The organism is Kosakonia sp. SMBL-WEM22 (assembly GCF_014490785.1).
Lineage (GTDB): Bacteria > Pseudomonadota > Gammaproteobacteria > Enterobacterales > Enterobacteriaceae > Kosakonia.
This window is the reverse complement of record NZ_CP051488.1, coordinates 3,043,545-3,070,239: the sequence shown is the minus strand read 5'-3', so window position 1 is coordinate 3,070,239 and position 26,695 is coordinate 3,043,545. Positions and strand designations below refer to the sequence as shown.

Here is a 26,695-nt window from a genome sequence, read left to right as displayed (position 1 = left end):
GAAGACGAACGTAAAAACAGCGCAAAACCTGGTGCGAAAGCGTAAAGCAGTCGTGCCATTTATATGCGCAGATTGCCGGGCTAACCGTCCTGCTTTCATCACCAGGTTTTCAGGCCCGTTCGAGTTACAAACCCAGCTTGTCTTTCATTTCTTTTTCTTCAATCGCCTTGGCAATAGCGTTTCTCATCACTTTCAGAATGATCCCGCTGAACATGGCCGTTAAACCGATGGTAAAGAATGCCGTAACCGCAAGGTCAATTAACAAGAATCCTGAATGAACAAGAACGGGCCTGTAAATTGCAACACCGGCAAAAACCACCCAGTGACTAAAACAATAAAAACAACTGAACAGGTAGCCTGCCATGGCATTTTTTTTGACCATCCATTCACGCAACGGGCGAAACATTTCCTGCTGCGTGACGGTGATTGAAATGCAACTGGACATCAGTGCAATGACGAGGCAGACCCATAACTGTTCTGACACATTATCGAATGACATAAAAAATACTCTCTGTATGGATTTCATGTAATAGTATAAGATACATGAAATCGCGCCACTTATGCAACAACGAAAGTTTCATAAGAAACTTCGCAGCAAACAGGATAAAAAATGAGAAAAGACCACCGGCTGTCCCGTGCATTACACGTGCTGATACATATGGATAAAATCCGCGATCCCGTTACCTCGGAAGATATAGCATTGATGATCAATACGAATCCGGTCGTGGTCAGACGCCTTTTCCAGGGGCTCAAACAGGCGGGTATCATTCATTCTGAAAAAGGGCATGGAGGTGGCTGGACACTCCAGAAACCTCTCGGAGACATCACTCTCCTTCAGGTTTTCCACGCTATTGGCAGCACTGAACTTTTTTCAATAGGCTGGGCGACTGAGCATGACAAATGCCAGATAGAGGATGCAGTTAACAATGAAATAAGTGATACGCTTGAAGAGGCGAGACGTCTGATTACAAACCGCTTTGCTGAACTTACCCTTGATAAGCTTGTGCCGGAAGTCCTTAAACATAAATAAATTCAACAGCCGGGCATCATATAATGTCCGGTTGTTGAAAGGTCATCATAAATTTTAGTCTGAAGCCTGTTCTGTTACCGGCCGTTCCTCAGGCGCGTCCGGTAAAGTGGCCGAGTGCAGTGGTTTCCCTGATATTTGTCGGGCTAACAGGTAGAACACGGGGGTCATAAACAAGCCAAAAAGGGTGACGCCAAGCATTCCAGAGAATACCGATATCCCGATAGCCTGACGCATCTCAGCGCCTGCTCCATGCGATACCATCAGGGGGATTACACCCATGATGAAAGCCAGTGAGGTCATCAGAATAGGACGCAGCCTGAGACGGCATGCTTCCTTCACTGCGTTACAGGCAGACTTACCTGAAAGCTCAAGTTCACGGGCAAATTCAACGATAAGAATGGCATTTTTAGATGCGAGCCCGACCAGGACGATAAATCCAATTTGCGTAAAGATATTATTGTCCCCATGAGTCAGCCACACCCCGGTAAGTGCAGAAAGGATACTCATTGGGACAATCATAATGACAGCCAAAGGGAGCGTAAGGCTTTCATACTGGGCAGCCAGTACCAGGAATACCAGGAATACACAGAGTGGAAAAATCCAGACGGCACTGTTGCCTGCAAGAATTTGCTGGTAGGTCAGGTCTGTCCACTCATACTCTACGCCGGGTGGAAGTGTTTTCATCGCTATACGTTCAATCTCTTCCATCGCCTGACTTGAAGAATAGCCTGGAGCAGGAGCGCCACTAAGATCGACCGCTGTAAAACCGTTATAACGGGTAACCAGCTCAGGACCGTGTGTCGGCTCAATACGGGCTATGGCAGACAGCGGTACCATATTGCCATCGGCATTTCGGGTCTGAAGTTTCAGTATATCCTCCGGGGTCGCCCTGAACTCTGCGTCGGCCTGCATTCTTACCTGATATACACGACCTATTATATTGAAATCATTTATATAATATGAGCCAAGATAGGATTGTAATGTCTCGGTGATATCACTGATGTTCACCCCAAGTTGTTTGGCGCGATTACGGTCAATATCGACATTAATTTGTGGAAAATTATTCTGGTATGTTGAAAAAAGTGGCGTCAGCACAGGTGATTTAGCTGCTTCTGCCTGAAAGCGTCGAAGTACTTCGGCCATTCCGTCATAACCGATATTTCCTCTGTCTTCAAGCTGCAATTTGAATCCCCCCAGAGAGCCCAGCCCCATAACGGGTGGTGCCGGGAAAACAGCCGCAAAATCTGCGCCAGGAAGTGACTGATATCTGGCATTCAGAGAGGCGGCAACATCATCTGCGCTGATGCCAGGCCGTTGCTCAAAAGGCTTGAGGAGGACAAATGTCAGACCGGAACCAGGGCTTGTGGTGGTGCCGTTTACAGACAATCCAGCATAAGAAGATGTGGAAGATACCCCTGGCTCACTTCGTGCTATTTCATTCATTTTTTCCAATACCCGGTCTGTTCTGGACAATGATGCGCCAGCGGGAAGCTGCACAAAACTGATAAGGTATTCTTTATCCTGAGCAGGGATAAACCCCCCAGGTACAGACCTGCCCAGTAACAGCGTAATTGCCAGCAGAATGCCATAAATCACCATAATCAGAATCTTGCGCTGGCCAAGCGCGCCAACACCTTTTTCATATCGCTTGGCACTACTGTTGAACAGGCGGTTGAAAACAGTAAAGAACCGTCCACAACTACTATGCATAATGCGCGTAAGCCAGTCGCTGTCTGAATCACGTGACTTCAGTAGCATGGCAGAGAGAGCCGGTGAGAGCGTAAGGGAGTTAATAGCGGAGATAATCGTTGAAACTGCTATTGTCACTGCAAACTGCTGATAAAACCTCCCGGTCAGGCCACTCATAAAAGCCAGCGGAACAAATACGGCACTCAGCGTCAGCGCGATCGCAATAATGGGACTACTGACTTCCTGCATAGCCTTGCAGGCGGCATGATATGGCGTCATGCCTCTTTCTATGTTTCTTTCTACATTTTCAACAACAACAATGGCATCATCAACGACAATGCCAATAGCCAGGACGAGGCCAAAAAGGCTCAGGGCATTGATTGAAAACCCAAAAAGGTACAGAAATGCCATTGTGCCGGTTATCGAAACGGGAACAGCCAGCAGAGGAATGATTGATGCTCGCCAGGTCTGGAGGAAAAGAAAAACAACCAGTACCACGAGGAGTATGGCCTCAAAAAGAGTATGAAGCACAGCTTCTATACCCGCCCTGACTGATTTGGTTGGATTATAAACTATCTGGTAATCCAGTCCTTCAGGGAACTGTTTTTTCAGATCTTTCATTGTGCGACTTACTTGTGAGGCAATTTCCAGAGCATTTGCGCCCGGAGACTCCTGTATGGCCAGCGCTACCGCAGGCTTTTTATCCAGGTAAGTACGCATGGCATAATTTTCAGCGGCCAGTTCAATACGGGCGACATCCTTCAATAATGTCGTTCTGGTATCCTGTCGGGCATGGAGCACAATGTTGCCAAATTCTTCAGCCGTTTTAAGCCGACCGCTGGCATTAACTGACAACTGTAACGGTGTTTCTTCTGCCATAGGGGCTGCGCCAACGCTTCCCACTGGTGACTGGGCGTTTTGTTCACGGATAGCAGAGGCGACATCTGATGTCGTCAGTCCGCGAGCAGCCATAGCATCAGGATTAAGCCAGATTCGCATCGCGTAACCACCGGGGCCCCATACTGATACCTGGCCAACTCCCTCAATACGCGAGAGCTGGTCTTTGATGTTACGTATGGCGTAATTACTGATGTAATTATCGTTATATCTGCCATCAGGCGATATCATATGAACGGCAAGTGTGATATTCGGCGAGCTTTTATTGGTTGTGACACCCAGTCGCTGGACATCTTCAGGTAACCGGGGCAGAGCCTGCGACACCCGGTTCTGCACCCATTGCTGAGCCTGATCGGGATCTGTGCCCAGTTTGAAGGTCACTGTCAGATAGAGATTGCCATCCTCATTTGAAAGTGACTGCATATACAGCATATTCTCTACGCCGTTAACAGTTTCCTCTATTGGAGCTGCAACCGACTGTGCAATCGTGGTGGCATTGGCTCCAGGATACTGGGCATGAACGATAACGGATGGGGGGACAACCGGTGGGTATTCCGATACCGGTAGACGAAATATGGCGATAATCCCTGCCAGAATGAACAACGCAGACAGTACTCCAGCAAAAACCGGCCTGTCGATAAAGAATTTTGATACTTTCATGATGACTTATTTCCTTCCCGGGATTTTGAAGAAGGGGATTCGTCTTTGCTGACAACGACTGTTTCACCGGGACTGACCAACTGCGCCCCACCGGAAATAACTCTGTCACCCTTATTGAGGCCTTTTTTCACAACAATCAGTTCCCCCTGTCTGTTTCCCAGTTCTAGGGGGCGATATTCAACTTTGTCATTGTTTCCGACTACCAGAATATAGCGTCTGTCCTGGTCGGTGCGGATCAGTGTCTGGTCAATCAATACTGCTGTATAAGATTTGCTTGCCTGGAGTCTGACCCGGGCCTGTAAACCGGGAAGCAACCTTGATGATGGATTATCAAGAAGTGCGCGCATCCTGATAGTGCCGGTTTCAGTACTGAGATGATTATCCACAGAATGAAGAATGGCTTTATGTGGATAATCTTTTTCATCGGCCAGTCCTACCAGCACTTCAGGTTTGTCTTTATTTGAAAGCTTGTCGATATAATTAAGATAGGTTCGTTCATCCGCATTAAAAGCGACATACAAGGGATCAAGAGCAACAATGGATGCAAGAACTGGACTGTCAATACCGGCTGCGACCAGATTACCGACTGTCAGTTCTGCTCTGGAAATACGGCCAGTTACCGGTGCGGTGATCCGGGTATAGCTTTCGCTGAGCCTGGCGCTCTCGACCTCAGCTTCGGCAATCTCCCTGGCTGCTTTCGATTCCCGGGCGGCATTGTTCAGAACGTCATAATCGCGCTGTGAGATAGCATGGGTCCCGATAAGTTTTTTACCCCGGGACAGATCCAGCAATGCCAAGTCCTGCTTCGCTTTTGCCTGCGCGTATGCTGCACGAGCCCGGGCCAGTTCAGTCTTATACGGGGCTGGATCGATAATAAATAAAATATCGCCTTTCCTGACCAACTGACCATCCCTGAAATTAACATCCACAATCGAGCCTGTAACTTTTGAACGTACAGTGACCTCATCGGTGGCTTCCAGTTTTCCCGAGAATTCGACCCAGTCGTTTACTGTATGAACAACTGCGGACGTAGTTCGCACCGTTTTAAAGTTTGATGTCTCAAGTGCATACGCGCCGGGTATGACGCTCTGTTTTGAAAGGAACAGCCCGATGACAGCCAGTGTACCGGTTAAGCACAACATGCGAAGTTTGAACGATACAGTCATAAATCATTCCAAAAATCATGTGGTTATAAAGGTAAAGTTAAGTTGTTTGTTGGCCCCTACATGTCACAGCGTTTACCTGCGTTACTTTGTGATGTGTGCGCACCATAAGACGTTGCAAACTCGCATCGGAAAGATAAACTCATGTAACTTTACAAGGGACATGAATCAGCTTATCACATGAAACCATGAAAGTTACATGATATTTTGCGTGTGATGTTTTCAATTCCGTTAAAGTGAATGCAATCTTTCACGAGAAAGTTGTTTTTATTTGCTATTTAATCAGTCTTGATAACATTCCGGTTTTACCGGGAGAATGAGTGGGGGCTGGGAAGCAAACACAGGAATGTTCACGTCAAGTTAATAGCCGAGTACCTTCTCGCCCTAAACCAGCAGCGTGTTCGATACGTCAGGAGCCTGATCTGCATTTCTTAGAGTTTTCCTTTGTCGGCCGTTTTAAGACTATGGAATGTTCTGTAGAGAACATCCGCAATAGCCTTTTTCAAAAGCAAATACCTTACAGGAGTCATTACTCCTTCGCAGTCATGGGATTTAAACTAAAAAAAACCATATCAATTGACGCCGATATGGTGTTGATTTGTTACGCCAGATAGTTCATGAACTATCTGGCGTAATGCTTTATTTTCTGATAAGGAAATATGGTGGAACGTAGGCTTCACGGCATATATCCAGATAATCGGACCACCACTGCATCATCGCCTTGCGGGCTTCCAGATGTTCTGCCTTGTGAATATAAGCCATGCGCACGGTATTGCGCTCCTGATGACTCATCTGGCGTTCTACTGCGTCCTTTGACCATAAACCCGATTCCATCAGCGCACTGCATGCCATCGCCCGAAAGCCGTGGCCACAGATATCCTTTTTTGTGTCGTAGCCCATCACCCGCAATGCCTTGTTGACCGTGTTTTCACACATTGGCTTATACGGGTTATGGTCGCCGGGGAAGACCAGTTCATTATTACCGGTGATATCTTTAATCTGTTTCAGAATGGCGATGACATGTTCTGAGAGGGGGACGATATGCGGCATTCGCATTTTGGCCCCGCGCTCGGAATAACGCACGCCAATAATGGGTTCTCGCGTCGCGGGTATCGTCCAGACCCGGTTTGTGAAATCAATCTCTGACCAGCGGGCGAAACGCAGTTCACTGGAGCGAATGAACACATGCAGCATCAGCAGGACGGCAAGCCGGGTAAGTTCGCGGCCCTGATGATACGCCTCAATACGTTCAAGCAGTTCAGGCAGCCGCTCCAGTGGCAGGGCAGGATAGTGCCGTCTGACAGGAGGTGTGGTCACGCCGCCAAGGTTTGCTGCCGGGTTAGTATCGATTAACCCCTGATGGACCGCATGGCGCATTATGTTACTCAAGTGCTGCCGCGTGCGGGACGCAACTTCCAGCAGACCTTTTTCCTCGATCCCTTTCAGCAGGTCAATGAAATGACGGGGTTTAAGTTCTGATACAGGCAGGTTCCCGATAACCGGAAAGATGTGATTGTTCAGGCTGGCAAGCAGACGGTCAGCGGTGTTCTGCGACCATTTCCGGTTACTTTTATGCCACGCCAGCGCCACGTTTTTAAAAGCTTTATCCGGTGTTCGTGAGCCACGTTCAGCAGCCCGCTGCTGTACCGGGTTGATATTCAGCGCCAGCATTTTACGGACACCTTCACGCTGCTGTCGCGCATCAGAGAGGGAGACGGCAGGATAGGCACCCAGCGCAATGCGGGATTCTTTACCGTTAATACGGTACTTGAGATACCAGTGACGTGAGCCACCTGGCTTGACCAGCAGATACAGACCGTGGGAATCGGAGACTTTAAAGGGTTTATCAGAAGGCTTGAGAGTGCGGATTTTCGCGTCGGTAAGGGACATATGGGGGTCACTCCATTATCGAACTAACCTGACCCCAGATTTGACCACCAATTTTTCCCGATGCGGAGGGTAAAATCAAAATGCACCGGGAAGAATTTTCACGCTAACCTGTTGAACCAACATCATATAATGATTCGCAAGGATGCATGAAAACAGGAAATTGGCTCCTCTGACTGGACTCGAACCAGTGACATACGGATTAACAGTCCGCCGTTCTACCGACTGAACTACAGAGGAATCGTGTGAACGGGGCGCATATTATCGATGACCATCGGGCTTGTCAAAGGGTGGATTGCAATGAGATGACCGTTTGCTGACAAATTGGGCAATCTGTTCACCCCGCGCCCATTTGCGCTGCTTTCTACGTCATTTTGCACCGCAGTGGTGCAAATTACCCCTTATGGGGCATAAGCAAACCGCTGTTTCATGTTCTATTTATGCCTGAGCGATTAGAAAGGCTTATTATCCAGTCCCTTAACCCGCCTTTTATTCATCTCACGAAATGTGGCAAGCATATTGCAACCCTTCCAGCATCATCACTCTTAGCGTTGGCATGGGTAATCCTTACAGGAGGCAAAATGAACTTAAGACGCCTGAAGTACTTCGTAAAAATCGTCGATATTGGCAGCCTGACGCAGGCCGCTGAAGTGTTACATATTGCGCAGCCTGCGCTGAGCCAGCAGGTCGCGACGCTGGAAGGCGAGATGGATCAACAGTTGCTCATCCGCACCAAGCGCGGCGTCACGCCGACGGAAGCGGGCAAGATCCTCTATACCCATGCGCGCACCATTCTGCGCCAGTGTGAACAAGCCCAGTTGGCGGTGCACAACGTCGGCCAGACGCTGCGCGGCCAGGTATCGATCGGCCTCGCGCCCGGCACAGCCGCCTCTTCCGTGACCATGCCGCTGCTGCAAGCCGTGCGTGCCGAGTTGCCGGAAGTGACCGTCTATCTGCACGAAAACAGCGGCACGGTGCTTAACGACAAATTATTAAACGGCCAGCTCGATATGGCAGTGCTCTACGAGCGTGCGCCGGGCGCCGGGATTAATAGCCTGCCGCTGCTGAAAGAGGATCTCTACCTGGTTGGCACGCGGGATTGTCCGGGGCAGAGCGTCGATCTGGCGGCGGTGGCGGAACTTAATCTCTTCCTGCCGCGCGATTACAGCGCCGTGCGTTTACGGGTGGATGAAGCCTTCTCGCTGCGCCGCCTGACGGCGAAAATCATCGGTGAGATCGAGTCAATTGCCACGCTGACGGCGGCTATCGCCAGCGGAATGGGGGTGACGGTTCTGCCGGAATCCGCCGCACGCTCGCTCTGTAGCGCTACGAACGGCTGGATGGCGCGCATCACCACGCCATCAATGAGCCTGCCGTTATCGCTGAACGTCTCTGCACGTGGCAGCATGTCGCCACAGGCGCAGGCGGTGAAAGATATTCTGCTGTCGCTGGTCAGTCGCCCGACGATGGAGAATCGCGAGCTGCAGCTGGCAAGCTAATCTTTATTCCTTAAAGGTATAAGTTGCTGGTTTTTATTATTTGTTCTGCCTGGCCGCAGACTTTAACAATAACGTCATGATTGATGGGCCAGGAGCGAAGGGTGAACTTCCAGCAACTTAAAATTATCCGTGAAGCGGCGCGGCGGGACTACAACCTGACGGAAGTCGCCAATATGCTGTATACGTCGCAGTCCGGCGTGAGTCGACATATCCGCGAGCTTGAAGAGGAGCTGGGGATTGAGATCTTCATTCGCCGCGGCAAGCGATTGCTGGGCATGACCGAGCCGGGCAAAGCACTGCTGGTGATTGCTGAGCGCATTCTCAACGAGGCGAGCAACGTCCGCCGGCTCGCCGATCTCTTCACCAATGACACCTCCGGCGTCCTGACCATCGCCACCACCCATACGCAGGCGCGCTACAGCCTGCCGTCAGTAATCAAATCTTTCCGCGCGCTCTTTCCTGAGGTTCGCCTTGAGCTTATCCAGGGGACGCCGCAGGAGATTGAAACCCTGCTGCATAATGGCGGCGCAGATATCGGTATCGCCAGTGAGCGCTTAAGCAATGACAGCGCGCTGGTCGCTTTCCCGTGGTTCCGCTGGCATCACAGCCTGCTGGTGCCGCAGGATCATCCGCTGGCGCACGCTTCACCGCTAACGCTGGAGGAGATCTGCCGCTGGCCGCTTATCACCTATCGCCAGGGTATTACCGGGCGCTCGCGCATTGATGAAGCTTTTTCCCGCAAAGGGTTAATTCCCGACGTGGTGCTGAGCGCGCAGGACTCGGATGTGATCAAAACCTATGTCGAGCTGGGTCTCGGCGTTGGGCTGGTGGCGGAGCAGTCCAGCGGTGAGCATGAAGTGGAGAAACTGGTGCGTCTCGATACCCGGCACCTTTTCGATGCCAATACCGTCTGGCTGGGGTTAAAGCGGGGCCAGTTGCAGCGCAACTATGTCTGGCGCTTTATCGAACTCTGTAATGCCGGGCTGTCGGTGGATGAGATCAAGCGTCAGGTGATGGAGCCGGATGAAGCGGCGATCGATTATCAGATTTAACGCCAAAAAAAAGCCTGCGCAGATGCAGGCTTTTTTATCAGCTTAGCGCGGCTGCGGCCTGATAAATATCGCCGTTAGCGCCGAGAGTAAACAACCCGCCATCAGATAGATCGCCACGCTGTGCCACTCGCCGCCGGAGAAGGTTAACAGTGCCGCGGCGATAAAGGGCGTAAAGCCGCCACCAACGACGCTTGCAACCTGATACCCAACGCCCGCGCCGCTGTAGCGGTAACCTGCGCCAAACATCTCGGTAAACATCGGTTGCTGAACGCAGACCACCATATCGTGGGCGATATTCGCCAGCAAAATAGAGAAGATAACTACGCCAAGAATCGAGCGTGCTTCAAGCGCCATAAAGAAGGGAAAGGCGCTGATGGCTCCGAGCAGCGCCCCGGTAATATAGATGCGCCGCCGCCCGAAGCGATCCGCCATCCAGGCGAAGAGCGGGATAGTAAAGCAGCTGACGCCGCCCACCAGCAGCCCGATATTGAGGAACAGCTCGCGCGGCATGCCCAGGTTTTGCGTCGAGTAGTTAAGCGCAAAGGCGGTGACAATATACATGGTCAGCAGTTCGCACAGCCGCAGGGCGATAATCTTGAGAAATGCGCCAGGGTGGCGAACCAGTGCTTCAAACACCGGCGGGCGTTTTTTCGCTGCAGCGGGCTTTTGTGCCTGCGCGCGTTCGAACTCGACTGACTCTTCCATGCCGTTGCGCACCCACAGCGCGCCGAGCACCAGCACAATGCTGAACAGGAACGGCAGACGCCAGCCCCAGCTCAGGAACTGCTCATTGGTCGTCAGCGTGCTGATAAGTGACACCAGCCCGGTAGAGAGCAGCAGGCCGACGCCGTAGCCCACCTGAATGCCGCTGCTGTAAAAGGCTTTCTTACCGGCCGGGGCGCTCTCCACCGCCAGCAGCGCTGCGCCGCCCCATTCGCCGCCAACGGCAAAACCCTGAATAGCGCGCAGAGTTACCAGCAATACCGGTGCCCACCAGCCAATGGTGGCGAAAGAGGGGAGAATGCCAATACAGGCGGTGGCGATGCCCATCATCCAGACAGTCATCATCAACATTCGCTTACGTCCTAAGCGGTCACCGAAATGGCCGAAGACAATGCCGCCGAGCGGGCGGAACAGAAAGCCGACGCCAAAGGTAGCAAAGGCGGCAAGCGTGCCCATTGCCGGGTCGATCTGCGGGAAAAATTCGCTGTTAAACACCAGCGCGGCAGTGATGCCGTAGAGTAAAAAATCGAACCAGTCGACCACGGCGCCCGCAAAGCTGCCCCATGCAGCCCGGCGTGCGCGCTGGGAGGATGGGGTCTGTTCATCGGGACGGGGGGGGATGAGTGTGGAGTCCATAGCTGTCCTGTCTGTTCCTTACATCTTGCAATTTTTTATTATTAAAACCAGGGAAAGGATTACTCACATCGTACGCGGCAAAATTAAGGCCGCCCTTGAGACTACAGCGACAGCCCGCGTGAGAAAACCCTTTTACAGCGATCTCCTGCCTGACCAGGTTAAGCAGCCTGACTCTGCGCCTGGTATATCCTTAACAATTCCCGCTATAATCCGGGAAATTTGTTAACGGATTCAGAAGCGAAAATGGCAAAACTTACTTTACAAGAGCAGCTCCTTCAGGCGGGGCTGGTCAACAGCAAAAAGATGGCCAAAGTGCAGCGCACGGCGAAGAAGTCCCGCGTACAGGCGCGTGAGGCCCGGGAAGCGGTGGAAGAGAACAAAAAGGCGCAGCTTGAGCGCGATAAGCAGCTCAACGAGCAGCAGAAGCAGGCGACGCTCGCCAAAGAGTATAAAGCGCAGGTGAAGCAGTTGATTGAGATGAACCGCATCACCATCAATAGAGGTGATATCAACTTCAACTTCACTGATAACAACCTGATCAAAAAAATCGTTGTCGATAAGGTGACTCAGGGGCAGCTGATCAGCGGTCGTCTGGCGATTGCCCGTCTGATGACGGAAAACCGCAGCGAGCCGGAGTACGCGATTATTCCTGCAAGCGTGGCCGATAAAATCGCTCAGCGCGATGCCGACAGCATTGTACTCAACAGCGCACTGAGCCAGGAAGCGCAGGATGAAGACGATCCCTATGCCGACTTCAAAGTGCCTGACGATCTGATGTGGTAAGACGCGCAAGAGAAGATCGGGCCAAAAGCGTGGTCTGCGCGGGCAATGTGCTTTACACTGCGCGCGGCAAAAATAGCACAGAACAACGAGTCAACAGGCGGTAAGGCGATGAACGGAAAAATCACAACCTGGTTTAAAGAGAAAGGTTTTGGATTTATCAAAGATGAGAACGGTGAGAACCGCTATTTCCATGTGATCAAGGTCGCCAACCCAGAGCTGATTAAAAAAGATGCGGCGGTGACGTTTGAACCCACCACCAACAATAAAGGCCTCTCGGCCTATGCGGTAAAAGTGGTTCCCGACAGCAAGTATATTTTTATCGCCGGCGAGCGCCTGAAGCTCACCTCGATTAAATCCTATGTTGTCTTCAATGAAGAAGTGCCTGCTGATACCCGTATCGATAAAGAGAACCCGGTGCTCTCTGTCGGGGTGCTGATGAGCAGCATTCGACCAAAATCTGATATCAAGCCAGGCGAGATGCGCACGCTGAAAAAGCTGGCGATCACCACTTTCCAGGGCTCAACGCTTATCTTTACGGAAGATGAGATCGATATCGACGCGACGGTGAAACTGCTTAAAGTTTGACGTTATCTGCTGCTTTTAAGGATCCCTTATGAACCACGATATTCCGCTGAAGTTTTATGACATCGCCGATGAGTATTCGACGGAGTCCGCGACGCCGGTGAGCGAGTCCGAGCGTGACGCGGTGGCGCACTACTTCCAGTTGCTGCTGAACCGCTTATCTAACAACGAAGAGATCAGCGAAGAGGCGCAGCAGGAGATGGCCCGCGAAGCTGGCCTCAAAGAGAGCCGCATTGATGAGATCGCTAACTTCCTCAATGAGTGGGGCAATGAATAACGCGGCATAAACCGCAGTTATTCCTGCACAGAAATGCAAAAAAGCCCGCGCGTAGCGGGCTTTTTCTTATGTCATATCAGGTGCCGATGATGCCGCCATCGGCTTTAGTGATCACCACCGTCGAGGAGCGCGGTCGGCCATCGGCTTTAAAGTCCGGCCAGTTAGAGATGGCGTGCGGATTATTGGGATCGGTGATGTCATCACCGCCTTCACCGGGATGCTGGATATTGATAAACAGCGTGCGGTTATCCGGCGTAAAGGCAATACCGGTAATTTCACACCCGCGCGGCCCGGTCAGGAAGCGGCGATAATCATTGCTGCCAGGAATGGTCGCCACCATCTGGTTGTTGCCCATCCCTTCATAGGCTTTTTTATTGATAGTGCTGGAGGAGACATCGGTCTGGATCCAGAGCACGCCGCGATGATCGAAAGAGAGGCCGTCCGGGCTGCCGAACTCCGCGCCTTTCATTGAGCCTTTCACTTTCGCATCGTCACTGTCCGTGCGCCCGGCGAGCACCAGGATATCCCATTTGAAAGTCGCTGATGCCGGATCGGCGTTCTCTTCGCGCCAGTGCATGATATGACCGAACTGGTTATTGGCGCGCGGGTTGGCCGCATCCACCGGTGCTTTACCCTCTTTACCGCGATCGGAGTTGTTGGTGAGCGTGCAGTAGACGCTGCCTTTCGCGTGGGTATCGACCGCAATCCACTCAGGGCGATCCATTTTGGTTGCGCCGACCTTATCGGCAGCAAGACGGGTTTTGATCAGCAGATCGCCCTGGTTGTCGAAGCCGTTGCTTTGATCAAGTCCGTTTTCGCCAAAGATCAGCGGCAGCCAGTCGCCAGAACCATCTTCATTGAATTTGGCGACGTAGAGCGTGCCTGACTCCAGCAGTTTCATATTCGCCTGACGATCGCTCGGGTCATATTTGTTATCAGAGATGAATTTATAGATGTATTCGAATTTCTGGTCGTCGCCCATATAGACCACCACGCGGTTATCCGCCGCCAGCGTCACGGCGGCACCTTCATGCTTGAAGCGGCCTAAGGCAGTATGTTTGCGCGGTGTGGAGGTCGGATCGTAAGGGTCAATCTCTACCACCCAGCCAAAGCGGTTTGGCTCGTTGGGGGTTTTGTCGACGCTGAAGCGCTCATCCACTTCGTTCCAGCGATAGGACTCATCGCTGTCGCTGATGCCGTAGCGCTTCTCCAGCGCATTGAGCGGCGCTTTTTTAACAAAAATATCCGACCAGTTCTCTTCGCAGGTGAGATAGGTGCCCCAGGGCGTACGTCCATTGGCGCAGTTTTGCATGGTGCCCAGCACCTTTTCACCCTGCGGATCGGCAGCGGTTTGCATCAGCGGCTGGTGACGCGCCGGGCCGCTCAGTTGCATCGGCGTATTGACGGTAATGCGACGCGCAAAGCTTGAGGGGCGAACCACCTGCCAGCCCGCATCCGCTTTTTTCACTTCGATGACCGACACGCCCATCGCGTTCTGGCCTTTGCGCGCCTTGTCGAGATCCCAGTTGGCGGTACCGTCTTTAAACAGCATGCCGTTATCAATGTACTCATGGTTGAGCGCCAGCAGACCGTGCGCCGGGTTCTCTTCACCCTGCGGCAGGCTAAACCACGCCATGCCGTCGTGGTGCATACCGGCCTGCGCCGCCTGCTCATCGGTGGTGTTACTGGCGTCGAATTTAAATTCCGGCAGATTGCCCTTTAAGCCCACGGCATCGCCCCAGCGATAGAAGGGACGGGCGATATAGCCTTCCGGCACCGTGACGTTATCGGCGATCGACACGGGAATGCTGGTGAAGCCGAGCGACATCGCTTTCGCTAAGGCCGACGGTTTGCTCATCGTCGCGAAGGCGTTTTCAGGCATCAGTAAAGAGGGGAATGAGACGGCAGCGCCAGCGACCATGCCCATTTGCAGAAAGCGGCGGCGGGAGACAAACGCGCTGACGACGTCAGAAAACGCGGTGTTGTGGCTGGTGTTGCTGATCTCATCGCTGTGCTCTTGCTTGAACACCGATTTAAGGGGTCTGCTCATATCGTTTTCCTGTCATTTCCATAGGCTTGCGTAGCAATGGAGAGCAGTCTAAAAAACATTTGTTACAAATTTATAACGCAACAGGCACAGCGGCTTAATAAGGTGATTTTTCTTGCAAGAGAGGCACTGAAGGGGAGAGGCGAAAAGCAAAAAGCCCGCTAAAAAGCGGGCTTCTTAAATTTGGCTCCTCTGACTGGACTCGAACCAGTGACATACGGATTAACAGTCCGCCGTTCTACCGACTGAACTACAGAGGAATCGTGTGAACGGGGCGAATACTACTGACCCCGTACTTTAGTGTCAACACTAAATTTAAGATGCTGATTCAATTGGCTAATTAACATCCAGAGCTGCCATTAATGCACCGGATTCGCCCGTTCGCCGTGGCTGCCGGGCTGACCGCGCAGGCGGCTTAGGGGATCCTGCTGATAGAAGTGGCAGAAGCGTTGCCAGAGGGCGGGGAAACGCGGGGCAAACAGCTCTGGCGCGCTGAAGAAATACTCCGAGAGCACCGCGAAGCATTCGGCGGGATCGGTGGCGGCATAGGCATCAATGCTGGCGGCGCTTTCGCCGACCAGATCGATCTCATCCTGAATGTTCTCCATGGCGGCGCGCAGATCGTGCTCCCAGGCCGCCACATCGCGCAGCGGGATCAGCGGAATACCGCTGGCGCGATCGCCGTTGCGCATATCAAGCTTGTGCGCCACTTCATGAATAATCAGGTTGTAACCGGAGGCGTCAAAGGAGTCCTGAATGTCGAGCCAGTTGAGCACGATGGGGCCCTGCTGCCAGCTCTGCCCGGAATGCACCATGCGCTGGTTATGCACGAGGCCAAAATCATCTTCCCACTCATCATCAACGATAAAAGGGGCAGGGTAGATCAGCACTTCATGAAAGCCATCCAGCCATTCGAGGCCCAGCTCCAGCACCGGCAGGCAAAACAGCAGGCTGATGCGCGCGCTTTTCAACGCGTCTAAATCGAATCCCTGCAGCGGTGCCAGGCGCTTTTGCTGAAAAAAACGGTTGGCCAGTTGAACCAGTTTGCTTTGCTCATCGGGGGATAAATTCGCTAAAACCGGAATATTTAACGCATCTTGCCAGGGAAGATCTGCTTCATCGGCAGATTCCCGGTTTTTCCAGGGCCACTTAATCATCGTTTTGCTCGCAAACTCGCCACTTGAACCAAATTAACGGGACAGGGTCTGTTAAAATGCCAAATTACCTGGCATGATGGCAACCATCTGAACGGAGAGATGCCGGAGCGGCTGAACGGACCGGTCTCGAAAACCGGAGTAGGGGCAACTCTACCGGGGGTTCAAATCCCCCTCTCTCCGCCATTATTCAAGCACTTACCTGCATTGCTTGCAACGATCCAGATCCCACTGAGAAAATTCTTTGAGAAAAATGCGAGCGCGAGAGTTCACATTTTCTGATTCAAAGTCTGGCTGACTTTTATCTCTCTGTTGTAAAGCAACATCCGTGATTGTGCCTTGCAGGCGCTCCGCGCTTACCGGAGCGCCTGGCGTGTTCACACCTGAGCCATGCCGCCATCCACGAAAACTTCGCTGCCCGTCATAAAGCTGCTCTCATCGCTTGCCAGAAACAAGGCGACTGCGGCAGTCTCTTCCGGGCGGCCGATGCGGCCAAGCGGGGTTTGTGAGGCCAGGCCCGCGAGCAACGCTTCCGATTCTCCACTGGCCCCGAACAGGTCGTGCAACCCCGGGGTTTCCGTGCCGCCAGGTGAAAGCACATTGATGCGAATACCCGTTCCCTTCATATCCAGAGCCCAGCTTCTGGCGAAGTTCCTGATTGCCGCCTTTGTCGCACTGTAGACGCTGAAAGCGGGCGTTCCCTTTGTGCCGGTGGTTGAGCCGGTCAGAATGATCGAGCCGCCAGAGCGCATCAGCGGAATCGCCTTTTGAACCGTAAATAGCGTGCCTTTTACGTTGACGCCGAACATGTGGTCGAAATCCGCTTCACTGATCTCGCCCAGCGGGGCGAACGTTCCCAGCCCAGCATTAGCGAAGAGGATATCGAGTTGACCTGATTCGGCCTTGATCTGCGCGTAGAGACGATCGAGATCCGCCAGGCTGGAGACATCACACTGGATGCCCGTCGCGCCATGACCGATGGTGGCAATCGCCTTATCGATCTCGGACTGGCGGCGCCCGGCAATATAGACGCGGGCACCCTCTGCTGCGAAGTGTACGGCGCTTGCCAGACCGATCCCCGTGCTTCCCCCTGTAATCAGTGCTGTCTTGCCTGTGAGTCTTGCCATAAGTGTCTCCTTAGGTGAGTTGCTGACAGCTGCACTTTAGACGGGATATTACTTTTGGTATAGTATGCACCTTTTGGTAAGTATCCCAGGAGACCCGATGACACCCTCATTTACCTGTGGTCTGGACGCAGCGCTGGCGGTAATCGGCGGTAAGTGGAAGCCTTTGATCCTGTTCCACCTGGCACATGACACCCGTCGTTATGGTGAGCTGAAACGCGCGGTCACTGGCGTCAGTGACAAAATGCTCATTCAACAGCTGAAGGAGTTGCAGGCCGATGGCGTTGTACAGCGCGTCGACTACCAGACCATCCCGCCCAGGGTTGAATATTCGCTTACCGATTTCGGCATCAGCCTTGCCGATAGCCTTGCCCCACTGTGCGCATGGGGAGGTGCGCACATTCGCGAAATTGAGAAGATTATGCTTGCCCGTCAGGGCACAGTGGCAACGAAAGAGTAATCGCCGCCGTCGCGACGGTAATAAACTCGGGGAAGTAAGGTGGGAGTCCGCTTTTTGTTGGGAGTTCAATGGGTCGATGCAACGCTATCCTTAATCAAGGGGGACGTTGCCATGAAACGAAGAACTCGGATTAACTACACGCCAGAGCAGAAAGCAATTATCTGGGACAGATATAAGCAAGGTGATTCTCTGCATGATATCGCCAGAGTGTTCGACAGATATCATTCTTCCATTATGCCCACTATCCACCAGACAGGCGGCTACCGTCCTCCCGTGCGAAAATGGCACCGATTAGCGCTTTCGCTTGATGAAAGAGAGGAGGTATCCAGAGGGCTGGTAGGAAAACTCAGTATCAGGGACATTGCCGCCAAATTATCAAAAGCGCCCTCAACGATTAGCCGCGAGGTCAGGAGGCACGGTGTTGCAAAACAATACCGTGCAGCAAAGCCGATGCTACTGCGTGGGAAAATGCACTGAGACCAAAACCTTGCATGCTAATTGAAAGCCCCGCATTGTGTAAAATCATTGCAGAGAAGATGCATCAGGACTGGTCTCCGGAACAGATCGCCGGTTGGCTGAAACGCTGTTATCCGGATAATCAGGAAAGGCATGTGTCACACGAAACTTTTTCAGGTCATCCCCTCGCGCTGAAAACAATGGAGTAAATTATTATGTCGTGGAGTAAAGCAGCGTTGCTAAGTGCTGCGATTATGTTGTTCTCTGGCGTAGCAAGCGCAAAAGGAATCACCTGTCCGGACTCACTCCAGGTTAATAACAAGCCGCACAGGCTTAACGATGTAAGCCTTTTTCAGGGGTTGCCAAAAAATCTTGGCGAGTTAATGCCGGATACGCAGGATAAAACAGAGTGGACGCTAAAAGATTACCAGGACTATGCCCGGGAAAATAATATGCCTCTGTATCTTGTATGCCACTACACCGGAAGTGAAAAGACCATCGTTCAAAAGGTGCCGGACACAGCAAAAAAATGTTCCGCGTGGTATGGATACAGCAAAGAAGAGTTTTACGCCTCCTGCGAATAAATCCATCTTATTGCCAGATATCGCCCTGCCGGTGTTTCTGGCAATTTTTTTCCCACAGAAACATAAATGATAGCACTGACCTGCTCCCATTTGATTAATACAATTAGGTTTAACTAGCTCTTCATGGTACTGAGAACAACCGCTAAGTCCGCTTCTCGCTCATAGCGGACCCCATGACCTTGCTTTCTGTCCGTACTCTGCCAGAAGCGGACGTTGAAAGATTTCGGTCTGACCCGCCCCGAACTCAGACTACGCTTGCTAAAAAATGGTCGTCTGAATTTCGGTTGTGAGGTTCCTACTGAATGCTTAGATTCATTTTCAATCTATTGAGAGGAAATGAATATGAATTTTGCAGAACTACACAACCAGCACCAACCCCTTCTGATCGCTAACGTTTGGGACGCCGCTAGTGCTGTCGCAGCGCAAAAAGCAGGTTATCAGGTATTGGGAACGTCCAGTGCAGCAATAGCGTATACTCTGGGATATGAAGACGGTCAGGGAATGCCGTTTGATGAGTTATTTTATATAGTTACCCGTATCCGAGCTGTCAGCAACCTGCCATTGAGCGTTGACATGGAAGCAGGATATGGTGATTCAGCCGAAGAAATAGCAACCAATTTCAGGCGCCTTGCTCAGACCGGCGTATCAGGCGTTAACCTTGAAGACAGTAGAGTGATGAATGGGGGGCGTCAGCTTGACGATGTCTCTGATTTTTCCCGTAATCTGAGAAAAATATGCACTAAGCTGAAAAGCAAAAATTGTAACCTGTTTCTGAACATCCGGACTGATACTTACCTGCTCGGGCATGAAGATGCATTGCAGGAGACGATATTTCGGGGGCAGAGCTATAAAGCTGCAGGTGCTGACGGACTTTTTGTTCCCTGTCTGACGTCGGAGAAAGACATCAGCCTCATAGCAGAGGCAACAGAGCTGCCTCTGAATGTCATGTGCATGCCTAATCTTCCGTCGTTTGACAGGCTGAAAATGGTCGGGGTAAGCCGCGTTTCAATGGGCAATTTTGTTCATTCAGCCATGCAGTCAAAGCTGGCTGATGTAATGCATGCGATTCGAACTCGTCAGACGTTTGAAGGACTTTTTGGCGATGAAAATAATCGATAAGAATTTGTGTGATATCTGGTATCAGGCATTACTCGAACGAGCTTCAGAATATACCGGCGTTTTTTTTGTTGGCGTCAAAACCACCGGCGTATTCTGCATTTCTGTCTGCCGGGCACGAAAACCCAAACGCGAAAACGTCGAATTTTATAAGAATGCCAAATCTGCTCTTGCGGCCGGCTTCCGTCCATGTAAGGTCTGTAGGCCCGCTGAAAATGCGCACAGCGCGCCATTATTTGTTGAACAGGCGCTTGCGCTTGTCAGGCGTGATATTAAATCCCGTGTAGCTGACGAGCAGCTTCGCCAGCACGGAATCAGTCCGGAGCGGGTGAGACGCTGGTTCCTTCAACATCACGGCATCACTTTTCAGGCTTTCCAGCGAATGCAACGGGTGAATGTTGCCCTGCAGGAGCTGAAAAGCGGACGAGCAGCTACTGACGTTGCGCTGGACAATGGCTACGAATCCCTGAGCGGGTTTGGTTACACCTATAAGCGGCTTACTGGAGCAGCTCCGACTCAGGTAACCAAGGTGATTGTCATTCACAGGTTTACCACTACGCTTGGGCCTATGTTTGTCTGTGCTACAGAGCGGGGAGTCTGCCTGCTGGAATTTACCGATCGCCGGATGTTAGAAACGGAATTTCGCGATATCCAGCGTTTATTTAACGCCAGAATTGTCACCGGAGAAAACAGCCATACGCGGCAGACAGTAAAAGAAATGAGCGAGTATTTTGCCGGAACTCGCCGACAGTTTGAACTCTCTATAGATGCTCCGGGCAGTGATTTTCAACAATCTGTATGGCATGAGTTGCGTGCTGTTCCTTATGGGCAGACCTCACACTATCAGGCGATTTCACTACGGATTCATAAGCCAAATGCCGTACGTGCAGTCGCTGCTGCTAATGGTGCAAACCGGATTGCGATTGTGATCCCTTGTCATAGAATAATTGGAAAAGATGGAAAGATGACCGGTTATGGTGGTGGCATTTCTCGTAAAGAATGGCTCATTGATCATGAGAGAAGCAACATTTGATGATCTGGTGATCCCATTTAGCCAGAAACGTATTCTCTGTTTGAGGGCTTGGTTCTTGTGCCTTTCGAGGGTTTGCAACTAAAGGTCCGCTTCTCGCTCATAGCGGACATTGTCCTGAGCGTATGTCTGATTAGTGCCAGAAGCGGACTTTGAAAGGTTATGGTTTGCTCTGTCCTGAAGTCAGGCTCGAGCTATTTAGCACCATAAGCAATGCTAACATTGTGTATTGTAAATTATGGGAAAAAATCAGTGGCCTCTATCTATTTGAGATAGCAGCATCAGGACGAGCAATGACCCGGATGCAACAATAATCAGCGAAACAGTGTTATGACGACCCTTCGCGAATCCACAAAACATCGCCAGAGCGCCCCCCAGCAACACTATTGCTGCCAGTACGTATAGTGCATTACCGGTATGGCTCCAGCCTCGCAAACACAGCAAACCAGGTATCATCATCGACCATCCCGTTCTGCGCCAGGACAGATGCGTACGCTCCGGTTGCAGGCCCGGATCTCTTTTCATCAGGGTCTTCCCTGCCACAATAACACGCCCAGTAATATTGCGAGTAAAACCATAAGCGCCGCCAGAATGACCAGCGCACGGGTGTAGGGTAAATTGCTTTCCAGGCGCATGGCGTATTCATTCCGGCGCCAGCGTCGCCAGGCCATAAATCCCATGGTTGATGCTGCTACCAGGAGCAACGTTGAGATGCCAATACGCAGTTCGGCAGAAGATAACTGGGGAGAGAACTGCTCGATGCCGACAGCACCAGCCATTAACGCCAGCGCGGTACGGATCCAGGCAAGAAATGTACGCTCATTGGCGAGCGTAAAACGATAATCGGGGGGGCCTGCAAGCCACCACTTTCCCTTTGGGCGTGTTGACTGCGTGTTATCCTGTAGACTCACGTTTAATCCTTTCTTTTATCAACAATTCTTTAATCGACAGTCCGGTCGATGCGCTGTCGCGCAGGTTGTGGCGGGTGATTTCCGTGCACAAAAACTCAATCATGAACAGCTGTGACATGCGCGTGGCGATCGAATCACCCTGGTATCGTCCAGGAAGATATGCAGGAAAGAAACGTATCAGTAACAGCATCCAGACTAACGGAGTGCTGATTGATGAAGCATGGGCAGTATTTCTGGCAAAAAACCAGTTTCTGGTGGGGCTGTCAATTGATGGACCCGCCTGGTTGCATGACCGTTACCGCAAAACCCGAAGCGAGCAGTCTGTTTTCGACAAAGTGCTGCGGGCTGTGGCTTTGCTGAAGGAACATCATATCGATGTGAATGTTCTGACCGTCGTCAACAACGTCACCGCCGAACATCCACAGGAAATCTACGAGTATCTGACCCGTGAGCTGAAGGCTGAATTTATTCAGTTTATCCCGGCCGTAGAACAACGTCCGGCGAACGAGAAATACGGTGAATTGCTCTACCCGCAGACACTTACTGGCTCCGTCACTGAGTGGTCAGTATCCGGCGAGCAATGGGGGCAATTCATGAAAGGCGTCTTTGATTTTTGGGTACGCAGGGACGTTGGTCGCGTGTATGTGCAGATGTTTGATAGTGCGCTCGCGGCCTGGCTGGGGGAAAAGCCCTCTCTGTGTGTGATGCAGTCGTCCTGTGGTTTTGGCTTGGTCGTGGAACAAAACGGTGATGTCTACAGCTGCGATCATTATGTCTACCCGGAACACCGGTTGGGAAATCTGCGTCGTGACAGCCTGAGGAAGATGGCCGCCAGCAAACAGCAGCGTAAGTTTGGGCTGGCCAAAACAGAGGTGAGTGCTGAGTGTATGCGTTGTGAATGGCGATTTGCTTGCCATGGCGGCTGCCCTAAACATCGTATCCATAAAATGGGTGAGCGCTGGCATAACCACCTGTGTGCAGGCTATAAAGCGATTTTCAGCCACATCAATCCATATATGCGTTATATGGCAGACCAAATAAAAATGCAGCGACCGCCAGCCGACGTAATGCAGGTGGCTAGTGCTATTGCCTCCCGGGACAATTCTGTCCCAGGTCCGTAACAGCTAACTTCTGCTTTTCGCTCCAATCGGACCTTCAGCTCAGTTAGCACGTCCGCTTCGTGCAGGAGCGGACGTCAGATCCGATTAATACAATCAGCGCAATGCCTTTGAGAAACAGATAGCTTCTGTCCTACCTATATATGGGCTGACCTGCCCCGGGTATCCCGCGTATTTTCAGGTGCGACCGATAAATAGGAGCCGGTGTGCCTCGCGGAACAATACGGCATTGTAGTCTGGAAGACCAAAGGCGCAAATGATACTGACATATCACAACGGAATAAAACTACAGCGCGTATATCGAAGGTACCCGGTACACCAGGACCGGGTATCATCCGGTGCACAACCTTGTGTCTAAAAGCATTACGGTCTACGGGTCTGGCTTTACCTGAGCAGATACTGGCCGCGAACGAACAGATCACTGGTGCCACTGATCCGCCGGCGTGACGTTATGACTAAAGCAAAGGGCGACTGTCTGACTGACTTTGTGAGCCTGGTGTGGCCTGTAGACGATGCTTCAGTCTTCTGCACTTAACGGAGGCTGCCATAAGCACACGCCATCTCGTCCGGAGCGTTTTACTTTATACAATGCTGTATCGGCATGACGTAGCCAGTCATAAATGGAACCAGCTTCAGCTGCTGATGCGATGCCAATACTCATTGTGCAGCGGAATTCCGATGATGCCGGTAAGCGAATCTCCCCGATTTTTTTCTGTAACCGTCTCGCCAGTATCATTACCGATAGATCGCTGGCATTGTGTACGATCACGCCCAGTTCATCGCCACCAAAACGCGCGGGGGTATCTTTGTACCCTATGTGATTACGCAGCACGCGGGAGATCTGGGTAAGGAGAAAGTCGCCTGCTTCATGGCCCCATGTATCGTTAACTGATTTGAAATAATCCAGATCCATCAGTAACAGATAACCAGAACTATCACCACGTAGCGTACTCAGATACTCACTTTCCAGACGACGGTCAAACATGCGACGGTTGGGGATCTCCAGCTCGGGATCCATCAGCGCGATTCGCTCCAGTTCATGATTACGTTTTCGCAGCTTCAATGTCAGGTTATAAGATGCAATGCTCAATGCCAGTATATAAAAAGTTGCCAGTGGCAGTGTGAGCCAGACGGTACGCGGGGTTAACTCGAGGTTAACTCCCCCCCCCTTTATTAGCCATAGCGGTAAAAATGCGCACAGAAATGCCTTAACAGCGGATTTTAATTGCGTTAGACCTCCTGCTGCGTAGCGGTCTGAAGCAAGAACAGCCATGATAATGCACGACGGAAACGGACTCATTTGCATCAGAGCCACCCAGATACCGCCAAGGAACGCGTCAGCCGTTAAATTTTTCTTTTCTGCAGACGCTGGATCTGCAGATCGCGTAGCCCGAAGGCAGGCTATCCATGGCCAGACAAAAGCATTTGCAGACAACAGAAGAATAGAAGGTATGCCGTATCCGGCCTCTTTCAATACTGAGAGGATCGGCACATAGCACAGCACTGTACCCAACTGCCGCATCATAAACATTCGGCGTACAAAACGCTGGGAACGCAGCTTCAGGTGCTTTTCGTCAGGCGAGTAGTAGGTCATGGACAGCCACTATCGTGGATAAGGAAGCACATCTTAAGATAAGCAAATGAGATTTATCCACTTTGAATTTATTTTGAATGAAAATTAATTGTAATATTTCCCCGAAACCCGATTTCGTCACGTTTTTAAATTTTAAACACTGATTGACTAGTCTCCGGTGAGCTGAGTAACGGAACTTGTTGCCATGCCCTCTGTCCCGGAAACATGTCCTCATCACGCTTCCGGCTCAACCAAAGCAAATGCTCGCTTCAACGATAGTATTCAGCGTGATGCACATAGCTCCACCCGGCACGTAAAAATCAGGAAGCGTTGCCATCTATCGTAATGAGTTATCTGACCATCCTGTGCAGTAAGACGGTCTGTTTGTATGGCAGACCCCGCCAGAGCAGGAAGCCCGGATCGGGAAAATAGCCGCTGACTATCTGCTGGCGCGCCCGGACGTTCTGGTGCAGGTCAGCCAGAAGCTGCAGCAACAACAGCGTGAGCAGCTGGGCATGAGGCTGAAAGTTATGAATAACCAGGCGGCACTGCTCAGGGATGCAGACAAGCCGGTGACCGGCCCGGCCGGCGCGAAGGTCGCCGTGATTGAGTTCTTTGACTATCAGTGTGTGTTCTGCCGCAGACTGGCACCGGGCATGGTTGACCTTTCAACTTTAGCTGGCCTCAGCCGACGAAACTTACCGGAAGCCGGTATCCGGTTGCTTTTACATATATAATCACCTGTCAGATTGATGTGTGTCCGACCCTGTCGTTTAACCGGATACCTGACCGCCTTTCTCCCTTGCGGGAAGTGTGGCGCTTTCTCATAGCTCACACTGTAGGTATCTCGGCTCGATGTAGGTCGTTCGCTCCAGGCTGGGCTCTATGCAAGCCCCGCCGGTTCAGCCCGACCGCTGCGCTGTCACTTGAGTCCAACCCGGAAAGGCACGACTTAACGCCACTGGTAACTGATTTAGAGGAGGAGACTCTCGAAATTTCGGGTGCGATGCGACTACACTGAAAGAACAGTTTTGGTTACTGTGCTCCTCCAAGCCAGTTACCACAGGTTCAAAATGTTTGCTGACACTGAGATCCTTCGAAAAATCCGCCTTACTGGCGGATTTTTCGTTTCTGGGTCAAGAGACTATGACGATCACTGGAGGATCTCAAGAAGAGCCTTTTCAACAATGCCTAATAATTTATATCGTGCTTAGAAACCAGATAGCTGTTTACGCTTCCCATTGAGCACTCCTCATTAGAAGCATCGCTGGTCGTAATTACCTCATAGGAGTGACCGCTTTTGTCATAGAAAGTGAAATGATATACCTGAGTGTAAAGATCTTTTCCCTTTTTCTCTGATGCCAATAATGAATACTTCGTTTTTGCCTCATCCAAGTTTGTGATATCAACAATTCCCGAGTTTTTCATCCAGCCTTCTGTCATGTTCATAGGCCAGGAATGGCAATCAGGTCCATTTGATTTTGCAAATACGAAACCTGGAAGCAGCACTATTGCAAAAAGGGCTATAACTTTCTTCATCTCACCACCTCGACCTGTTTATCTCCGCTGTTCCATATCTGCTGCCTAATTGGCAGTGGCAGAATGATGCAACCATTTGAAGCCTGCCCTGGATGCTTCACGCTGTCCCCATGAATTAGAAAACCAGAACGACCAAACATATTATTTCCGGGATCAGGCTGTAACCTTATAGAGTATCCGCCTGTATGAGGATGATGGAATGGGTGCCCTGTAATTACGTATTTACCTCTCGATAATGGGCCAACATCAGGTCTCCCTTCCATGTTTGGGTTGAACTTTCCGGGGCCTTTTCCCGCATAACCTTTAAGCAGAAAGCGTCCATTTCTGCTTAAATTCCCTGTACTCTGCTGAAAAACCCAAGTCATAACTCAGCCTCCATGAATTTTGAAATTAACATTCTATACAATTTCGAGAATAAAAAAGCCCGCCATCTTTAACGGGCTTAACAACGGGGTTCATAATTTTGGAGATCCGTGCCGGAACCGCAGGAATGGCATACTTCAAGTCTGGCCGAGAAATCCGCGAGGGGCAAAAAGCCCCATAAAGCGGTGCAGAGCAAAGCGATGCCTCTCTCAGGGGCCCCTGTGTGGAGATGACTGGATTACTCATGATTGTCGGGAGTATCGCCGTTACTGTATCTGGGATGGGAAACGGGTGAACCGGAAGGTGTGGCTGGTTATAATATGTGGAACAATGCCCATACGG

General features: G+C 51.3%; 23 protein-coding genes, 3 tRNA genes and 2 pseudogenes. 14 read left to right on the top strand and 14 right to left on the bottom strand.

The window, feature by feature from the left end; all coding sequences use genetic code 11:
• Positions 1-124: 124 nt before the first annotated feature.
• Positions 125-499: a hypothetical protein gene (locus HF650_RS14755; RefSeq protein WP_022065303.1), complete on the bottom strand. Its 375-nt coding sequence runs from the start codon at positions 497-499 to the stop codon at positions 125-127.
• Positions 500-610: 111 nt separating this feature from the next.
• Between HF650_RS14755 and HF650_RS14750 the strand changes: the two genes are divergently transcribed.
• Positions 611-1,030 carry an Rrf2 family transcriptional regulator gene (locus tag HF650_RS14750; RefSeq protein ID WP_022065302.1) on the top strand — a complete coding sequence of 140 codons (420 nt, stop codon included), beginning with the start codon at positions 611-613 and terminating at the stop codon, positions 1,028-1,030.
• A gap of 54 nt (positions 1,031-1,084) precedes the next feature.
• Here the strand turns inward: HF650_RS14750 and HF650_RS14745 are convergent, their stop codons facing one another.
• The 4 genes from HF650_RS14745 to HF650_RS14730 all read right to left on the bottom strand — a co-directional run bounded on the left by HF650_RS14745 (position 1,085) and on the right by HF650_RS14730 (position 7,566).
• Positions 1,085-4,276 carry a multidrug efflux RND transporter permease subunit gene (locus HF650_RS14745; protein WP_065953641.1) on the bottom strand — a complete coding sequence of 1,064 codons (3,192 nt, stop codon included), beginning with the start codon at positions 4,274-4,276 and terminating at the stop codon, positions 1,085-1,087.
• Positions 4,273-5,442, bottom strand: coding sequence for an efflux RND transporter periplasmic adaptor subunit (locus tag HF650_RS14740; protein WP_049139112.1), 1,170 nt, complete (start codon positions 5,440-5,442; stop codon positions 4,273-4,275). The genes HF650_RS14745 and HF650_RS14740 overlap by 4 nt, the downstream gene beginning before the upstream one ends.
• 636 nt (positions 5,443-6,078) lie before the next feature.
• Positions 6,079-7,329 (bottom strand): integrase arm-type DNA-binding domain-containing protein, encoded by a 1,251-nt coding sequence (locus HF650_RS14735; RefSeq protein WP_022065172.1) that lies wholly within the window; start codon positions 7,327-7,329, stop codon positions 6,079-6,081.
• Positions 7,330-7,490: 161 nt separating this feature from the next.
• Positions 7,491-7,566 (bottom strand) — tRNA-Asn (locus HF650_RS14730).
• Between the two features lie 341 nt (positions 7,567-7,907).
• Here HF650_RS14730 and nac point away from each other — a divergent pair.
• The gene (gene nac, locus HF650_RS14725) at positions 7,908-8,825 is read left to right on the top strand and encodes a nitrogen assimilation transcriptional regulator NAC (RefSeq protein ID WP_054803190.1); all 918 of its coding nucleotides are present in this window, start codon (positions 7,908-7,910) and stop codon (positions 8,823-8,825) included.
• A gap of 101 nt (positions 8,826-8,926) precedes the next feature.
• Entirely contained in the window at positions 8,927-9,877 is a 951-nt protein-coding gene (gene cbl / locus HF650_RS14720) for an HTH-type transcriptional regulator Cbl (RefSeq protein ID WP_187799299.1), read from the top strand.
• Between the two features lie 42 nt (positions 9,878-9,919).
• Here cbl and shiA read toward each other — a convergent pair whose 3' ends face one another.
• On the bottom strand, positions 9,920-11,236 hold the full coding sequence (shiA, locus tag HF650_RS14715; protein WP_187799298.1) for a shikimate transporter: 1,317 nt from the start codon (positions 11,234-11,236) through the stop codon (positions 9,920-9,922).
• A 243-nt stretch (positions 11,237-11,479) separates the two neighbouring features.
• Between shiA and HF650_RS14710 the strand changes: the two genes are divergently transcribed.
• The 3 genes from HF650_RS14710 to HF650_RS14700 all read left to right on the top strand — a co-directional run bounded on the left by HF650_RS14710 (position 11,480) and on the right by HF650_RS14700 (position 12,878).
• On the top strand, positions 11,480-12,019 hold the full coding sequence (locus tag HF650_RS14710) for a DUF2058 domain-containing protein (RefSeq protein WP_187799297.1): 540 nt from the start codon (positions 11,480-11,482) through the stop codon (positions 12,017-12,019).
• A gap of 108 nt (positions 12,020-12,127) precedes the next feature.
• Positions 12,128-12,604 carry a cold shock domain-containing protein gene (locus HF650_RS14705; RefSeq protein ID WP_187799296.1) on the top strand — a complete coding sequence of 159 codons (477 nt, stop codon included), beginning with the start codon at positions 12,128-12,130 and terminating at the stop codon, positions 12,602-12,604.
• A 28-nt stretch (positions 12,605-12,632) separates the two neighbouring features.
• The gene (locus HF650_RS14700; RefSeq protein WP_187799295.1) at positions 12,633-12,878 is read left to right on the top strand and encodes a DUF2543 family protein; all 246 of its coding nucleotides are present in this window, start codon (positions 12,633-12,635) and stop codon (positions 12,876-12,878) included.
• Positions 12,879-12,954: 76 nt separating this feature from the next.
• Here the strand turns inward: HF650_RS14700 and HF650_RS14695 are convergent, their stop codons facing one another.
• The 3 genes from HF650_RS14695 to mtfA all read right to left on the bottom strand — a co-directional run bounded on the left by HF650_RS14695 (position 12,955) and on the right by mtfA (position 16,082).
• Positions 12,955-14,928 carry a PhoX family phosphatase gene (locus tag HF650_RS14695; RefSeq protein WP_187799294.1) on the bottom strand — a complete coding sequence of 658 codons (1,974 nt, stop codon included), beginning with the start codon at positions 14,926-14,928 and terminating at the stop codon, positions 12,955-12,957.
• 181 nt (positions 14,929-15,109) lie between these two features.
• A tRNA-Asn gene (locus HF650_RS14690) sits at positions 15,110-15,185 on the bottom strand.
• Positions 15,186-15,284: 99 nt separating this feature from the next.
• Positions 15,285-16,082 (bottom strand): DgsA anti-repressor MtfA, encoded by a 798-nt coding sequence (gene mtfA / locus HF650_RS14685; protein WP_187799293.1) that lies wholly within the window; start codon positions 16,080-16,082, stop codon positions 15,285-15,287.
• A gap of 93 nt (positions 16,083-16,175) precedes the next feature.
• Here mtfA and HF650_RS14680 point away from each other — a divergent pair.
• Positions 16,176-16,265 (top strand) — tRNA-Ser (locus HF650_RS14680).
• Between the two features lie 191 nt (positions 16,266-16,456).
• Here HF650_RS14680 and HF650_RS14675 read toward each other — a convergent pair.
• On the bottom strand, positions 16,457-17,206 hold the full coding sequence (locus tag HF650_RS14675) for an SDR family oxidoreductase (RefSeq protein WP_187799292.1): 750 nt from the start codon (positions 17,204-17,206) through the stop codon (positions 16,457-16,459).
• 97 nt (positions 17,207-17,303) lie between these two features.
• On the opposite strand from HF650_RS14675, the gene HF650_RS14670 reads away from it, so the two are divergent.
• The 5 genes and pseudogenes from HF650_RS14670 (at position 17,304) to HF650_RS14650 (ending at position 20,852) form a co-directional block, all read left to right on the top strand.
• Positions 17,304-17,663 (top strand): helix-turn-helix domain-containing protein, encoded by a 360-nt coding sequence (locus HF650_RS14670; RefSeq protein WP_187799291.1) that lies wholly within the window; start codon positions 17,304-17,306, stop codon positions 17,661-17,663.
• A gap of 111 nt (positions 17,664-17,774) precedes the next feature.
• Positions 17,775-18,289, top strand: a pseudogene (locus HF650_RS14665) (helix-turn-helix domain-containing protein); the annotation flags it as partial.
• A gap of 45 nt (positions 18,290-18,334) precedes the next feature.
• A complete protein-coding gene (locus HF650_RS14660) occupies positions 18,335-18,703 on the top strand; it encodes an STY0301 family protein (protein ID WP_187799290.1) in 369 nt (122 codons plus the stop codon).
• A 342-nt stretch (positions 18,704-19,045) separates the two neighbouring features.
• Positions 19,046-19,822, top strand: a complete 777-nt coding sequence (locus HF650_RS14655) for an isocitrate lyase/phosphoenolpyruvate mutase family protein (RefSeq protein WP_187799289.1) — start codon at positions 19,046-19,048, stop codon at positions 19,820-19,822.
• Positions 19,806-20,852: a methylated-DNA--[protein]-cysteine S-methyltransferase gene (locus HF650_RS14650; protein WP_187799288.1), complete on the top strand. Its 1,047-nt coding sequence runs from the start codon at positions 19,806-19,808 to the stop codon at positions 20,850-20,852. The genes HF650_RS14655 and HF650_RS14650 overlap by 17 nt, the downstream gene beginning before the upstream one ends.
• A 521-nt stretch (positions 20,853-21,373) precedes the next feature.
• Here the strand turns inward: HF650_RS14650 and HF650_RS14640 are convergent.
• Positions 21,374-21,760: a DUF202 domain-containing protein gene (locus HF650_RS14640; RefSeq protein WP_187799286.1), complete on the bottom strand. Its 387-nt coding sequence runs from the start codon at positions 21,758-21,760 to the stop codon at positions 21,374-21,376.
• A gap of 101 nt (positions 21,761-21,861) precedes the next feature.
• On the opposite strand from HF650_RS14640, the gene HF650_RS14635 reads away from it, so the two are divergent.
• The gene (locus HF650_RS14635) at positions 21,862-22,881 is read left to right on the top strand and encodes an anaerobic sulfatase maturase (protein ID WP_223284331.1); all 1,020 of its coding nucleotides are present in this window, start codon (positions 21,862-21,864) and stop codon (positions 22,879-22,881) included.
• 514 nt (positions 22,882-23,395) lie between these two features.
• Here the strand turns inward: HF650_RS14635 and HF650_RS14630 are convergent.
• A complete protein-coding gene (locus HF650_RS14630; RefSeq protein ID WP_187799285.1) occupies positions 23,396-24,472 on the bottom strand; it encodes a diguanylate cyclase in 1,077 nt (358 codons plus the stop codon).
• Positions 24,473-24,852: 380 nt separating this feature from the next.
• Here HF650_RS14630 and HF650_RS14625 point away from each other — a divergent pair.
• Positions 24,853-25,110 (top strand): annotated as a pseudogene (locus HF650_RS14625) (DsbA family protein); the annotation flags it as partial.
• 532 nt (positions 25,111-25,642) lie between these two features.
• Here the strand turns inward: HF650_RS14625 and HF650_RS14620 are convergent.
• Both HF650_RS14620 and HF650_RS14615 read right to left on the bottom strand, forming a co-directional pair.
• Positions 25,643-25,990 carry a hypothetical protein gene (locus HF650_RS14620; protein WP_187799284.1) on the bottom strand — a complete coding sequence of 116 codons (348 nt, stop codon included), beginning with the start codon at positions 25,988-25,990 and terminating at the stop codon, positions 25,643-25,645.
• Positions 25,987-26,253: a DUF2778 domain-containing protein gene (locus tag HF650_RS14615; protein WP_249118871.1), complete on the bottom strand. Its 267-nt coding sequence runs from the start codon at positions 26,251-26,253 to the stop codon at positions 25,987-25,989. The genes HF650_RS14620 and HF650_RS14615 overlap by 4 nt, the downstream gene beginning before the upstream one ends.
• Positions 26,254-26,695 lie beyond the last annotated feature (442 nt).